Annotated in this window: 12 protein-coding genes and 1 pseudogene; all 13 read left to right on the forward strand. The window is 74.0% G+C overall.

All coding sequences use genetic code 11. From position 1 onward, the window contains the following. The first annotated feature begins 2 nt into the window (after positions 1-2). Positions 3-1,439, forward strand: a complete 1,437-nt coding sequence (locus C3492_RS29030) for an FAD-dependent monooxygenase (protein ID WP_103815548.1) — start codon at positions 3-5, stop codon at positions 1,437-1,439. Continuing rightward, the gene (locus C3492_RS29035) at positions 1,430-2,110 is read left to right on the forward strand and encodes an antibiotic biosynthesis monooxygenase (protein WP_103815549.1); all 681 of its coding nucleotides are present in this window, start codon (positions 1,430-1,432) and stop codon (positions 2,108-2,110) included. The genes C3492_RS29030 and C3492_RS29035 overlap by 10 nt, the downstream gene beginning before the upstream one ends. Before the next feature lie 64 nt (positions 2,111-2,174). Continuing rightward, positions 2,175-3,716 (forward strand): FAD-dependent monooxygenase, encoded by a 1,542-nt coding sequence (locus C3492_RS29040; RefSeq protein WP_103815605.1) that lies wholly within the window; start codon positions 2,175-2,177, stop codon positions 3,714-3,716. Beyond that, on the forward strand, positions 3,716-4,936 hold the full coding sequence (gene metK / locus C3492_RS29045) for a methionine adenosyltransferase (RefSeq protein ID WP_103815551.1): 1,221 nt from the start codon (positions 3,716-3,718) through the stop codon (positions 4,934-4,936). Before C3492_RS29040 ends, metK begins: the two co-directional genes overlap by 1 nt. After that, positions 4,933-5,922: pseudogene (locus tag C3492_RS46115) on the forward strand (carbohydrate kinase family protein); the annotation flags it as partial. The gene metK and the pseudogene C3492_RS46115, both read left to right, overlap by 4 nt. A gap of 743 nt (positions 5,923-6,665) precedes the next feature. Then, complete coding sequence (locus C3492_RS29055) at positions 6,666-7,505, forward strand: alpha/beta hydrolase (protein ID WP_103815607.1); 840 nt, start codon at positions 6,666-6,668, stop codon at positions 7,503-7,505. Between the two features lie 67 nt (positions 7,506-7,572). Next, positions 7,573-8,076, forward strand: a complete 504-nt coding sequence (locus C3492_RS29060) for a nuclear transport factor 2 family protein (RefSeq protein ID WP_103815553.1) — start codon at positions 7,573-7,575, stop codon at positions 8,074-8,076. Between the two features lie 181 nt (positions 8,077-8,257). Continuing rightward, entirely contained in the window at positions 8,258-9,280 is a 1,023-nt protein-coding gene (locus C3492_RS29065) for a methyltransferase (protein ID WP_103815555.1), read from the forward strand. Positions 9,281-9,379: 99 nt separating this feature from the next. Then, the gene (locus tag C3492_RS29070) at positions 9,380-10,300 is read left to right on the forward strand and encodes an LLM class flavin-dependent oxidoreductase (protein WP_103815557.1); all 921 of its coding nucleotides are present in this window, start codon (positions 9,380-9,382) and stop codon (positions 10,298-10,300) included. Positions 10,301-10,550: 250 nt separating this feature from the next. Beyond that, positions 10,551-12,170 carry an ABC transporter substrate-binding protein gene (locus tag C3492_RS29075; RefSeq protein ID WP_103815559.1) on the forward strand — a complete coding sequence of 540 codons (1,620 nt, stop codon included), beginning with the start codon at positions 10,551-10,553 and terminating at the stop codon, positions 12,168-12,170. Between the two features lie 49 nt (positions 12,171-12,219). Beyond that, entirely contained in the window at positions 12,220-13,179 is a 960-nt protein-coding gene (locus C3492_RS29080) for an ABC transporter permease (protein ID WP_103815561.1), read from the forward strand. Next, positions 13,176-14,111 (forward strand): ABC transporter permease, encoded by a 936-nt coding sequence (locus C3492_RS29085; protein ID WP_103815563.1) that lies wholly within the window; start codon positions 13,176-13,178, stop codon positions 14,109-14,111. The genes C3492_RS29080 and C3492_RS29085 overlap by 4 nt, the downstream gene beginning before the upstream one ends. After that, positions 14,108-14,779: ABC transporter ATP-binding protein (locus C3492_RS29090; protein WP_146075732.1), on the forward strand; the 672-nt coding region annotated here is incomplete at its 3' end. The genes C3492_RS29085 and C3492_RS29090, both read left to right, overlap by 4 nt.

Below are 14,779 nucleotides of genomic sequence, written 5' to 3' on the forward strand. Positions count from 1 at the left end.
CCGTGGCCGAGGCCCGGCTGGACACGCAGGTCGTGGTGGTGGGCGCGGGGCCCGTGGGCCTGCTGCTCGCCGGCGAACTGCGACTCGGCGGTGCGGAGGTCGTCGTACTCGAACGCCGGCGGGAACCCACCACCGAGTCGCGCGCCTCCACGCTGCACGCCCGCACCATGGAGATCCTCGACAGCCGTGGTCTGCTCCCGGGCCTCGGCGACCCGCCGCGGCAGTCCCGGGGACACTACGCCGGGATCCCCCTCGACCTGACCCTGCCCGGCCCGTACGCCGGGCAGTGGAAGGTCCCGCAGTACGACACAGAACGGCTGCTGGAGCAGTGGGCGCGCGACCTCGGCGCCGACGTCCGGCGCGGCCACGACGTGCACGCCGTCACCGCGGACACCAATCCCTACGTGGAGACGGCGGCCGAGGGCCCGGGCGGCGCCCTGCGGGTGCGCAGCCCGTACCTCGTCGCGTGCGACGGCGAGAACAGCACCGTACGCCGGCTGCTGGGCGCCGCCTTCCCCGGGCACGAGGCCCGGCGGGAGCTGGTCCGCGCGGACGTCGCCGGCGTCGAGGTGCCGGACCGGCGTTTCGAGCGGCTGCCCGACGGCTTCGCGGTGGCGGCCCGCCGGGCGGACGGGGTGACCCGCGTCATGGCGCACGAGTTCGGCGCACCGCCCCGACGGCGCACCGGCGCACCGGAGTTCGCGGAGATCGCCGAGGTGTGGAAGCGGGTGACCGGTGAGGACATCAGCGGCGGCACCCCGCTGTGGGTGAACGCCTTCGACGACACCAACCGTCAGCTCGACCAGTACCGGCACGGCCGTGTCCTGTTCGCCGGGGACGCCGCCCACCGTCAGCTGCCCATCGGCGGCCAGGCGCTCAACCTCGGCCTGGCGGACGCCTTCAACCTCGGCTGGAAACTCGCCGCGCACGTCACCGGCCGCGCCCACCCGGACCTGCTCGACACCTACCACCGCGAACGGCACCCGGTGGGCCGGCGCGTCCTGGCCGGCATCCGCGCCCAGGCGCTGCTGCTGCTCGGCGGCCCCGAGGTGCAGCCACTGCGTGAGCTGATGACCGAACTGATCGCCCTGGAGCCGGTGCGCGCCCACCTCGCCGGACTCATCAGCGGTCTCGACGTCCGGTACGACGTCGGCGGCCCCGCCCACCCCCTGCTGGGGGCACGCCTGCCGCACCTGGTCCTCGACGCCCCCGGCGGGCGCACCAGCACCACGGAACTGCTGCGGGCCGGCCGCGGACTGCGGCTCGGCGGCCCGCACGGCGGGCCGGGCCCCGGCGCCGACGGCCCCGTGCTGGTACGCCCCGACGGCCATGTCGTACGGGCGGGACCGGAGCGGGCCGACGACGAGGCGACGGCACGTGCCCGCTGGTTCCCGGCCGGCGCCACCCTCCCCACCACGGAAGGAACACCATGCCCCTGATCTCGCCCGACGACGGCCACCTCACCGTCTTCAACCTGTTCGAGACCGACACCCGCGCCCTCCAGGACGACGTCCTCGACGCGATGCGCGACATCATCGACCACGCGGACTACCCCGGCTGGATCTCCTCCACCCTGCACGCGGGCATCGACAGTCCCGGCACCGCCAACTACATCCAGTGGCGCAGCCTCGCCGACCTCGAAGCCCGCTACCGGGGCCAGAAGTTCCAGGAGAAGACGGTGCCGCAGTTCCACGAACTGGCGCGGACCGTACGGCTGCTGAAGACCGAGCTGGAGTTCACCCAGCATCACCCGGGGCTGGGCGACGGCATCGAGATCTCGCCCGACCGGGACGACTACACCGTCCTGATCGTCCTCGACACCACCCCCGACCGGCAGAAGGAACTCCTCCACACCCTCGCGAAGCCCGACGAGTGGATCACCACCGTGCCCGGCTACCGCTCCCACACCTACTTCCGCGGCCTGGACGGCACCTTCGTCGTCAACTACGCGCAGTGGGACAGCAAGGAGCTCTACGACGCCTTCCACCACCTCCCCGAGGAGCAGCGCCCGGCGGACGTCCGCGCCGGACGGGTCCGCGCCCGGGAGCTGGTCACCGGACGCCAGGCCAACACCTACCGGGTGACCCACTCGCGCTCCGCGAAAGGCTGAGGGAGGGGCGGCCATGGACACGGATGTCACGGACGACACGGATGTCACGGAGGGCACCTACGGCATGGACGGCACCTACGACACGGACGTCATCGTCGTCGGCGCCGGGCCGACCGGTCTGATGCTCGCCGGCGAACTGCGCCTGGGCGGGGTCCGGGTGACCGTCGTCGAACGGCTCGCCGCACCGACCGGGCAGTCCCGCGGCCTCGGTTTCACCGCCCGCGCGATGGAGGTCTTCGACCAGCGGGGCCTGCTGCCCCGCTTCGGCCGCGGCCCGGTTCCCCCGATCAGCCCGGTGGGCCACTTCGGTGGCGTCCGGTTCGACTACACGGTCCTGGAGGGAGCCCACTTCGGGGCCCGCGACATCCCGCAGTCCGAGACGGAGGCGGTGCTGGAGGGGTGGGCCACGGAACGGGGAGCGGACGTCCGACGGGGCCGGGAACTGACCGGTCTGACCGCGGACGACACCGGCGTGGAGGCCGTCCTGCGCACCCCGGCCGGCACCGAACGGCTGCGCGCCGCCTACCTGGTCGGCTGCGACGGCGGCCGCAGCACCGTGCGGGACCTGGCCGGCTTCGGTTTCCCGGGCACCCCGGCCACCCGCGTGATGTACCTCGCCGACGTGGTCGGCCGCGCCCTGCGTCCCCGGCCGCTCGGCGAACGGCTGCCCAACGGCATGGTGATGGCCGCGCCGCTGGGCGACGGCGTGGACCGGATCATCGTCTGCCCGCACGGCTCCCCGCCGGACGCCCGCAGCGGGCCGGCCGGCTTCCCGGAGGTCGCCGCCGCCTGGCAGGACATCACCGGCGAGGACATCAGCGACGGCCACGCCACCTGGGTCAGCTCCTTCACCGACGCCACCCGGCAGGCCGACCGCTACCGGCGCGGCCGCGTCCTGCTCGCCGGGGACGCCGCCCACATCCACCTGCCCGCCGGCGGCCAGGGCCTGAGCACCGGGGTGCAGGACGCCGTCAACCTGGGCTGGAAGCTGGCCGCCGTGGCGCGCGGCACCGCACCGGAGTCCCTGCTCGACACCTACGACGACGAACGGCGCCCGGTCGGCGCCCGGCTGCTGATGAACACCCGCGCCCAGGGCCTGATCTTCCTCGGCGGCGCCGAGGCGGACCCGCTGCGCGAACTGTTCACCGAACTGCTGGAGTACGACGACGTCAGACGCCATCTGGCCGGTGTCGTCAGCGGACTCGACGTCCGTTACCCGGTCGGTCCCGGACACCACCCGCTGCTCGGCCGCCGCGTCGGACACCGCGAACTCGTCGGAGGGGCGGGCGGCACCAGCACCACCGAACTGCTCCACCCGGCGCACGGCGTGCTGCTCGATCTGGCCGACGAACCGGCGGTCCGGGCCGCCGCCGACGGCTTCTCCGGCCGGGTCACGGTGGTCACCGCCGTGCCCAAACCCGTGGACGGCGCCGACCCGCTCGCCGGCACCACCGCGCTGCTCGTCCGGCCGGACGGCCACGTCGCCTGGGCGGCGCCGGGCACCGGCGACCCGGCAGCCGGCCTCGGCGACGCGCTGCGGACGTGGTTCGGCCCGCCCCGCCCCTCCGCCGACCCCTCCCCGACCTCCCCGACCAAGGACGCATGATGGCCTCACGCCTGTTCACCTCGGAGTCCGTGACCGAGGGTCACCCCGACAAGATCGCCGACCAGATCAGCGACACCGTCCTCGACGCGCTCCTGCGGGAGGACCCGTCCTCCCGGGTCGCCGTGGAGACGCTGATCACCACCGGCCAGGTGCACGTGGCCGGCGAGGTGACGACCAAGGCGTACGCGGACATCGCGACACTGGTGCGCGAGAAGATCCTGGAGATCGGCTACGACTCCTCGAAGAAGGGGTTCGACGGCGCCTCCTGCGGTGTCTCGGTGTCCATCGGCGCGCAGTCCCCGGACATCGCGCAGGGTGTCGACGCGGCGTACGAGGCCCGGGTCGAGCGTGCCTCCCGAGGGAACGACGACGAGCTGGACCGGCAGGGCGCGGGCGACCAGGGCCTGATGTTCGGCTACGCGACGGACGAGACCCCGGAGCTGATGCCGCTGCCCATCCGGCTCGCCCACCGGCTCGCCCACCGCCTCACCGCCGTACGCCGCGACGGAACGGCCCCCTACCTGCGTCCGGACGGCAAGACGCAGGTCACCGTCGAGTACGACGGCGACCGTGCCGTACGGCTGGACACGGTCGTGGTCTCCGCGCAGCACGCGAGCGACATCGACCTGGAGAGGCAACTCGCCCCCGACGTACGGCGGTCCGTCGTCGAGCCGGAGCTGGAGGCACTCGCGGAGGACGGCATCAAGCTGGACACCGAGGGCTACCGGCTGCTGGTCAACCCGACGGGCCGTTTCGAGATCGGTGGTCCGATGGGTGACGCGGGCCTGACCGGCCGGAAGATCATCATCGACACCTACGGCGGCATGGCCCGGCACGGCGGCGGCGCCTTCTCCGGCAAGGACCCGTCCAAGGTGGACCGCTCGGCGGCGTACGCGATGCGCTGGGTGGCGAAGAACGTGGTGGCGGCGGGTCTGGCCTCGCGCTGCGAGGTCCAGGTCGCCTACGCCATCGGCAAGGCCGAGCCGGTCGGCCTGTTCGTCGAGACCTTCGGCACCGGGACCGTACCGGTGCCGCGCATCCAGGCCGCCCTCACCGAGGTCTTCGACCTGCGTCCGGCCGCCCTCATCCGCGACCTGGACCTGCTCCGCCCGATCTACGCCCGAACGGCGGCCTACGGTCACTTCGGCCGCGAGCTGCCCGAGTTCACCTGGGAACGCACCGACCGGGTGGACGCGCTGCGCACGGCGGCCGGACGGTGAGCGGGTCGCGGCGCGTCCTGGTCACCGGTTCCGTCGCCACCGACCACCTCATGGCGTACCAGGGACGCTTCGCCGAACAGATCGTCCCCGACCGGCTGGACCGCGTCTCGCTGTCCTTCCTCGCGGACACGCTGGAGGTCCGCCCCGGGGGAGTCGCCGCCAACATCGCGCTCGGACTGGCCCGGCTGGGACTCTCGCCGGTGCTCGCCGCGGCCGCCGGGCGGGACTTCGGACCGTACGGGAACCGGCTGCGGGACGAGGGGGTGGAGACGGGGGCCGTACGCATCAGCGACAGCCTGCACACCGCACGCTTCGTGTGCACCACGGACACCGAGCAGAACCAGATCGCCACGTTCTACGCCGGGGCGATGGCCGAGGCGCGGCACATCCGGATCGCCGACGTCACCGCCCGCCACGGCCCCTTCGGCATGGCCCTGATCGGACCGGACGACCCCCGCGCCATGGTGCTGCACACCGAGGCGTGCCGACGCCAGGGCATCCCGTTCGCCGCGGACCCCTCTCAGCAACTGGCCCGGCTGGACCGGGCACAGACCCGGAGCCTGGTCACCGGATCGCGGTTCCTGTTCACCAACGAGTACGAGGCGGCCCTGCTCCAGGAGCGCACGGGCTGGACGCACGAGCAGGTCCTGGACCGCACCGGCACCTGGATCGTGACGCGCGGCGCCGACGGCGTCGACCTCACCGGCGCCGGACGCCCGCCGCTGCACGTCGCCGCGGTTCCCCCGGAGACCGCGGGGGAGCCCACCGGCGTGGGCGACGGCTTCCGGGCCGGCTTCCTCGCCGCCACCGCGTGGGGACGGCCACCGCGCGCCGCGGCCCGGCTCGGCTGCGCGCTCGCCACGGTCGTGCTGGAGGCCGTCGGCCCCCAGCAGTACGTGCTCGACCACGAGGACCTCGACCGACGCCTACGGCGTGTCTACGGGCCGGCCGCGGCACGGGAGCTCACCCCTTGGCTCGCCCGCCTCGGCGGGGACACGGGTTCCCTCCGGGGCGGGGGCAGGCGCGTCGGCGGTGACACCGGTCCCGACCCGGGCGGGGACCGGTGGGCCGGTACGGGTGCGCGTTCCAGCCGGGGCGGGGGCCGGCGCACCAGCGAAGGCGCGGGCTCCGGCAAGCGTGCCGATGAGGAGACGCGTGTCGTTCGGGGTGTTGACAGGGGCGGGCGTTCCGTTGGGGGCAGGGGCCAGCGCGCCGACGCGGGCTCCGCTTCCGGCAAGCGTGCCGATGAAGGGACGCGTGCCGTTCGGCGCGCGAGCGAGGGCACGCGTAGCCTCCGGAACGACGACCAGCTCGCCGGAGGCGGCACGCGCGCCGTTCCGGGCGGGGGGACCGGGCCGGAACGGCCGGGCGACGCGGGTCACGCTGCGTCGGCCGGCGGGCCCGGCCGTGGCCCCGTGCTCCCGGCCCTGCCCGGTGGGCTGGTGCCCTGGGCCGGGAACATCGGAGCGGGCGGCGGCGACGGTGTCGGACGGTTCGGCGCTGCCGGACCGGGTGACGGCGGCGGCGCCGGACGGCTCGCCGCCGGGGGCGACCGGATCGGCACGACCGGCCCGCGCACGGCGGGGGTATCCGCCCGGCCGAGGTCCGGGAGGCCGGCGGGCGGTGTACCGGCCCCGGGGGCGGCCGCCGCCGGGGGAGCGGCGTGAACCGGGCGACCGTCGCCGTCGGCCGGGCGGCCACGAGCGCACCGGCACCCGTCTCCAAGGGCGTGCGCCGCATCGAACTGGACGCGGCCGGCACCGTCCTGTCCGCCCTGCTGAGCGAACCCGCGCGCGGTGCGCCGCGGGCGACCGTCGTCGCGGTCCACGGTGGCGGGCTGCGCGCGGGGTACTTCGACGGGCAGGCCCATCCGGACGTGTCCCTGCTGACCCTCGGCGCCCGGCTCGGCTGCTCCGTGCTCGCCGTCGACCGCCCCGGTTACGGCCGGTCGGCGGCACAGCTGCCCGCCGGACTGCCGCTGGCCACGCAGTCCGTACTGCTGCGCGCGGCCCTCGACGACTTCACGGCCCGGCACCCGGCCGGCGCGGGCCTGTTCCTGCTCGGCCACTCCTTCGGCGGGAAACTCGTCCTGCGGGCCGCCGCCGACGGACTTCCGGTGCTCGGCCTGGACGTCTCCGGATGCGGTCACCGTCCCGCCGTACCGCTCACCGCTCCGCGCGCGCACCAGGGGGCCCCGGCATGGACCCGGTACTGGGGGCCGCTCGGCCTCTACCCACCGGGCACGTTCCGGGCGTGCGAGGCCCTGACGGCTCCGGTGCCCTCCCAGGAGGCGGCCGAACTCCCGCACTGGCCACGCTACTTCGCCCGGATCGCACCGCTGGTCAGGGTCCCGGTCCGGCTGACCTTCGCCGAGCACGAGCGCTGGTGGCGGCACGGCGCGGAGGATTTGGCCGACCTCGCGGCCCGCTTCACCGGGGCCCCGCGCGTCCTGGTGGAACGGCAGCCGGCCGCCGGCCACAACATCAGCCTGGGCTGGGCGGCCCGCTCCTACCACCTGCGCGCCCTGGCCTTCCTGGAGGACTGCGTGACCCGTTCCGCACCGCGCTGACTCCGGTACCGCACACCGTCGTACCACCCCGCAGACACCCGACCCCGCCCCTCCGGAAGGGACCGCCATGTCCACCACCTCAGCCCCCGCCGCCACGGCCCTGACCGAGGAACTGGAGGCGCTGCGCGGCCAGGTGCGGCTGCTCGTCGACCGCGCCGAGCTGACCGCCCTGGCCGACCGCTACCTCGCCCACCTCGACCGCGACCGGCACCGCGACGACTGGTTCGACTCGGTGTTCACCGAGGACGCCCACCTGGTCTTCCCGATGGGCGAGTACCGGGGGAGCGCCGGGCTCGCCGAGTTCCAGCAGCTTGCCCGCACCACCTTCGAGCGCACGCACCACCAGGGAACCAACTACGCCGTCGACGTCGACGGCGACCGCGCGCTGATCCGGGCCCACCTCACGGCCGTCCACGTCCGACGGGCCGCGGAACCCGGTGCGCACTTCGACATCGGCGGCCACTACGAGGCGGAGGCCGTGCGCACCCCGGACGGCTGGCGGCTGCGCCGCTTCGTCTTCGACCTCGTCTGGCACGCGGGCAGCGGACCCCTGACCGAGCACGGCCACTGACCACTTGGCCCGGCCGGCCGTCACCGCTGCCCCTGCCCGGCCGGTCTGCCAAGACCTGACGCGAGTTCACCAAAACCTGACACAGGACCGCCTTGAACGGGCCACCCACAGCGAAGAGGCTTCAGGTGGGCCCATCGGTGCGTCGCGGTCCGCTCATCCGGTACTCAGGAGGAAGTTCGTCATGCCGTCAGACACCTCCCGGCTCCCCGCACCCGCCCGCATCCTGAACCTGCTCGCCGGCGGCTGGCTCGCCCAGGCCGTCAGCGCGGTCGCCGAGCTGGGCGTCGCCGACGCGCTGGCCGACGGCCCGCGCTCCGTCCACGACCTGGCCGCCGCCACCGGCACGCACGCGCCCAGTCTCCACCGGCTGCTGCGGACCGCCGCCGACGCCGGTCTCCTGGAAGAACTCGACGACCGCGCCTTCGCCCTGACCGAGCTGGGGCAGGCGCTGCGCGAGGACAGCCCCGGCTCGCTGCGCAACTTCGCGATCTGGACCGGGCTGCCCGCCGAACGCCACGCCTGGACCGGGCTGGCCGACGCCGTGCGCACCGGCCGTACCGCCTTCCCCGACGTGCACGGCTCATCGGTCTGGGACTACCTCGGCGAGCACCCGGACGTCCTGACCGTGTTCGACAAGGCCATGACCGAGGCGTCCCGGGGGATCATCGCCCCCGTCGTGGCGGCCTACGACTTCGGCGCCTTCCGTACCGTGGTCGACGTCGGCGGCGGCCGCGGCGCGCTCCTGGCCGCCGTGCTGGACGCCAACCCGGGGGTGAGCGGAACCCTCTACGACCGGCCCGAGGTGGTGTCCCAGGCGGAGGATACCCTGCGGGCCGCCGGAGTGCGCGACCGGGTACGGCTGGTGGGCGGCGACTTCTTCGACACGGTGCCCACCGGCGGCGACGCCTATGTCCTGTCCAACATCATCCACGACTGGGACGACGAACTCTCCCGGCGCATCCTGCGCAACTGCCGTACCGCGCTCGGCGACGACGGCCGGGTGCTGCTCGTCGAGGCCGTGCTGCCCGAACGGCCCCGGCCGACCCCCACGGTCTCCCTGATGGACCTCGACATGCTCCTCGTGGCCGGGGGAAAACAGCGCACCGCGGAAGAGTTCGAGGTCCTGCTGGAGAAGTCCGGCCTGCGGCTGACGCGGATCGTCCCCGGCGGTCATTGCAGCGTGGTCGAGGCGGTGCCGGCGTAGGACGCCGACACCGGCCCCGCCCCCGACGACCGGCGCCCACTCCCGTACTCCGGGACCCACACGTCCTGCACCATCCAGTGAAAGAGGTACGCACCAGCCATGCCAGAACGGCTCGCACGCAAACCGTGGTTCGGATACGGACCGGGGTCGACCCTCGCCGAGGCCGACGAGATCGTGCGCGGGGTGGAACACGCCGACCGCGCCGGACTCGACTTCTTCACCGTGTCCGACCACCCCTACTACGGCAGCCGGCTGGAAGCGTACGCCACCCTGGCACTGCTCCTGGGCCGTACCCGCGCCATCACCGGTGTCGTCACCGTCACCAACCTTCCGACCCGGCCGGTGCCCCTGCTGGCGCGCACGCTCAGCACCCTCTCCGCGCTCGCGCAGGGCCGTGTCGTCCTCGGTATCGGGGCCGGCGGTTACTGGGACGACATCGTGAGGTTCGGTGTGCCCCGGCTGGAGCCGGCCGCCGCCGTGCGCGCGCTGGAGGAGGCCATCGGCCTGGTCAGGTCGCTGTCCGGCGGCGGTGAACCCGTCACCTTCGAGGGCGAGTTCACCCGGGTGGAGGCGCTCGACCCGGCCCCGGTGCCGACTCCGCCGGTGTGGACCGGCTCGGTCGGGCCCAGGTCGCTGGCCGTCACCGGCCGCCGGGCCGACGGCTGGATACCCGGCAACGCGGCCGACTGGCACAGCCCCCGCTACCAGGCCTCGCGGCGGATCGTCGAGGAGGCCGCCGTCGCCGCCGGCCGGGACCCGGCGGACATCGCCACCGTCTTCAACCTGCCGGCCCGCATCACCGACCGGCCCGTCGACGCGCCCCGGGACGAGACCGGGCGGTGGACCGGCGGCTCCGTCCAGCAGTGGATCGACGAACTGACCGAGGCGGTGCTGGAGCACGGCGCCTCCGGCTTCGTGTTCTTCGCGGCGGGCGGTCCGTCCCGCGCCAAGGGCCTGGAGCGCTGGACGCAGGAGATCGTCCCCGCCGTACGCGAGGCCGTGGCCAAGGAACTGGGCTGACGCACCGGTACCGGCCGCGCCCGCCCCGCCGGCACTCCCCACCTCCCCGGCCCGCGCCCTCCTCCGGGAGGCGACCGCGCGAGCCCGCCACCTACGAGCCCCGCACGTGAGCCCCCTCCGCGTGCCCCACGTCAGCCCACGCGGGTCCCCCACATACGAGTCCCTGCACCGCGCGCGCCGCGGCGCCGCCCGACCCGGGCGGCGCCGGCGGCGTGCACCGCACGTCAGTACGTCCCAGAAAGGGCCTTGGATGTCCAGAAGCCGAACCGGTCCGAACCACTTCGACCGGCTGTCCCTCCGCCCGGCACTCGCGCTGCTCGCGCTGGCGTTCACGGCCACCGCCTGTTCCGGAGACGGCTCCGGCACCTCGGCCGGCGCCGCGGCCGGCCCGCCGCGCGACGGCGGCACACTGGTGGTCGGTGCGGAGGCCGACCCCGCCTGCCTCGACCCGCAGCAGACCGGGCAACTGGCCGCCGTGGACATCACCCGCTCCATGGTCGACACCCTCACCGACCAGGACCCCAAGACCGGCAAGATCGTGCCGTGGCTCGCCAAGTCCTGGACACAGAGCGCCGACGGCCGCGACTTCACCTTCGTCCTGCGCGACGGCGTCACCTTCAGCGACGGCAAGCCCGTCGACGCGAAGGCCGTGAAGCTGACCTTCGACAACCTGATCAAGCAGCCCGCCAACGGCGCCCCCGCCTACATACGCGGCTACCGGGGCACCACCGTCAAGGACGCGCACACCTTCACCGTCCGGTTCGACGCGCCCAACGCACAGTTCCTCCAGGCCACTTCCGGCGTCGGTCTGGGCATCCTGTCACCGGCCGGCTTCGAGAAGTCCAACGCGCAGCGCTGCCGCGGCCAGTTCCACGGCTCCGGACCGTACGTACTGGACCACTACACGGCCAACCAGGAAGTCGTCCTCAAACGGCGCAAGGACTACGCCTGGCCGTCCTCGCTGGACGACAACCGGGGCGCGGGCCACCTCGACCAGGTGAAGTTCACCTTCGTCTCCGAGGCGGGTGCCCGTACCAGCGCCCTCAGCTCCGGCCAGGTCCAGGTCGCCAAGAGCGTGCAGCCCACCGACCAGGCGCAGTTCAAGGGCAACGGCTTCCACCTGCTGTCCAAGCCCGCACCCGGACTGGTGCCCCCGCTCTCCCTGAACCACGTCGGTGCCCTCGCCGACGAGAAGGTGCGCAAGGCGCTGCTGGTGGGCATCGACCGCGAGCAGCTCGTCGACACCGTCTTCAACTCCTCGTACAAGCCGGCCACCAGTGTCCTCGCCTCCACCACCCCCTACTACACCGACGACAGCGACAAGCTGGGCTACGACCCGGACGGCGCCGCTCGGTTGCTGGACGAGGCGGGATGGAAGAAGAGCGAGGACGGCATCCGGGTCAAGAACGGCAAGCAGCTCACCCTGACCTGGCTCATCCCCGCGCCGATGCCGCCGGTGGACGAGTACGTCCAGCAGCAGCTGCGCAAGCTGGGCGTGGACGTCAAGCTCAAGGCCGTCCAGCCCGCCGCCTACGTCGAGCAGCAGCAGAAGGGGCAGTTCGACATCACCGCGGTCGCCGTGACCCGCGCCGACCCGGACGTGCTGCGCAACATCTTCTACTCCAAGGGGTCCAACCTCTGGCACCTGCCGGCGAGCGAGCTCGACACCTACCTGGAGCAGGAGGCGTCCGCGACCGACGACAAGGCCCGCCGCGAGGCGGTCTCCAAGGCCACCGACTGGATCCTCGACCACGCGGACACCGTCCCGCTGTACGAGGGCTCCCTGGTGCACGGCGTGTCCGACCAGGTGCACGGCCTGGCGCTGGACGCGTCGACCCGGCTGAACCTCCACGACGCGTGGGTCGGGTGATGCCGGTGCGAGCCTTCCGCAAGGCCGGGCCCACGCCGGGCGGTGCGCCATGACCCCCGCGCGGTACCTCGCGGGACGTGTGCTGCGCGCGGTGTTCGTCGTGTGGGCGGCGTTCACCCTCGCCTTCGCCGCCCTGCGACTGCTGCCCGGCGACCCCGTCGCGCTCATGCTGAGCGGGCGCGGCGGGTTCGACACCCTCAGCCCGGAGGACATCGCCCGGGCCAAGGCCGAGCTGGGCCTGGACCGGCCGCTGCCGGTGCAGTACGGCCACGCGCTCGCGGACGCCCTCCACGGTGACCTCGGCGCGTCGCTCCAGACGGGGCAGCCCGTCACCCGCATGATCGCCGACGCGTTGCCGTCGACGTTGGCACTGGGCGGCACCGCCCTGGCGCTCGCGCTCACCGCCGGGTGCGCGCTGGCGGTCTCCGCCCACCTCGTCGGCTCCCCGGCGGTGCGGCAACTGCTGCGCTCCGTCCCGTCGTTCGCCGTCTCACTGCCGTCGTTCGCGGTCGGACTGCTGCTGATCCAGTTGCTGTCGGTCCGGTGGCACCTCTTCCCGTCCCTGGGCGGCACCGGGGCGGCCGGACTGGTCCTGCCCGCGTGCACCCTGGCCATCCCGGGCGCGGCGCTGGTGGCCCAGGTGCTCGGCAAGAGCCTGCACACCGTCCTGCGGGAGCCGTACGCCGACACGGTCCGCGCCACCGGCGCGGGCCGCGCCCGGCTGCTCCTCGCGCACGGGCTGCGCAACGCGGCCATCCCGGCGGTGACAGTGGTCGGCCTCCTGGTCGGTTATCTCATCGGCGGCGCGGTCGTGGTGGAGACCGTCTTCTCCCGGCCCGGCATGGGCCGGATCACCCAGGCCGCCGTCTCCACCCAGGACCTGCCCGTCGTCCAGGGGGTCGTCGTCCTGGCCTCGTTCGTCTTCGCCGTGGTGAACCTCGGCGTCGACCTGCTGTACCCGGTACTGGACCCGCGGATCCGGGCGACCGGCCGGCTGGTGACGTCATGAGCGGGCACGGCACGGCTCCCGGCGCCGTGGCCGACGGGACCCTGGCCGATGACGCCGCGCCGGTGCCGGCCGGGTTAGCGGCCCTGGCCGGCCGCCGTCTCCGTGCCGCGCGCGACGCGACGGTACGGCACGTGCCGCGCTCACCCGGCGCCGTCCTGTCCGTCCTCGTGCTCCTGCTGGTGCTGGGGTGGGCGGTCGCGCCCGAGTGGTTCACCCACCAGAGCCCCACGACCGGGACACCGGCCGAGCGGTTCCGGCCGCCGAGCGGCGCGCACCCCTTCGGCACCGACCAGCTCGGCCGGGACGTGTACGCCCGGGTGGTGCACGGGGCGTCCCTGTCGCTGCGGGCGACGGTCGTCGCCATCGCCGTGGCCCTCGTCGTCGGCATCCTGCTGGGCCTGGCAGCCGGGACCTTCGGCAGGTGGGCGGACGCGGTGATCATGCGGCTGGTCGAGGTGATGCTCTCGGTGCCGCCGGTCCTGCTCTCACTGACCATCGTCGCCGCCATCGGTTTCGGCACCGTCCAGGTGGCCGTCGCCGTCGGTGTCACGAGCGTCGCCGCGTTCGCCCGGGTGATGCGGGCCGAGGTGCTGCGGGTGCGCACGGCCGGCTACGTGGAGGCCACGATCCTGCTGGGCTCCCGCTGGTGGCGCGTCCTGTTCCGCTACGTCCTGCCCGCCGCCGTCGGTCCCGTACTGGCCCTCGCGGCGCTCGACTTCGGGCTGGTGGTGCTGGCCATCGCCAGTCTCAGCTTCCTCGGCTACGGGGAACCGCCGCCCGCCCCGGAGTGGGGCGCCCTGGTCGCCGACGGCCGCAACTACCTCGCCACGGCGTGGTGGCTGACGACCCTGCCCAGTCTGATCGTGACCGCCGTGGTCCTCGCCGCGAACCGGCTGTCGAGGATCCTGGAGACCCGAGGAGAACGACCATGACCTCCGCACCGGCCGGGACGACCCGTCCCGAGGCCGTGTCGCAGGACACCGCGGTGCTGCGGATCACGGACCTGCGGGTCGGCTACCGTACGGCCGCCGGGACCCGGACCGCCGTCGACGGCCTGGACCTGACGGCCGCGCCGGGCCGGATCACAGCCGTCGTCGGCGAGTCCGGCTCCGGGAAGAGCACCACCGCGCACGCCGTGATCGGCCTGCTGCCCCCGGGAGGCCGGGTGGAGCACGGTTCCGTCCGTCTGGAGGACGAGGAACTGACCGGGCTGAGCGAGCGGGCGTGGCGGGACGTACGGGGCCGGCGCATCGGCTTCGTGCCCCAGGACCCCGGCGTGTCGCTGGACCCCGTGAAGCCGGTCGGCCGGCAGGTCGCCGAGGTGCTGCGCGTCCACCACCTGGCCACCGGGCGGGGCGCCGCGGAACGGGCCGTCGACCTCCTCGCCGGGGCGGGACTGCCGGATCCCGCCCGGCGGTCCCGCCAGTACCCGCACGAACTGTCCGGCGGCATGCGCCAGCGCGTGCTCATCGCGATGGCGACCGCGGCCCGGCCCCGCCTGCTCGTCGCGGACGAACCCACCTCGGCCCTGGACGTGACGGTGCAGCGGCAGATCCTCGACCACCTGGAGGCGCTCGCCGCCGACACCGGTACCGCCGTG

Origin of the sequence: Streptomyces sp. Ru62, from assembly GCF_002920615.1 — a bacterium.
Taxonomy (GTDB): Bacteria; Actinomycetota; Actinomycetes; order Streptomycetales; family Streptomycetaceae; genus Streptomyces.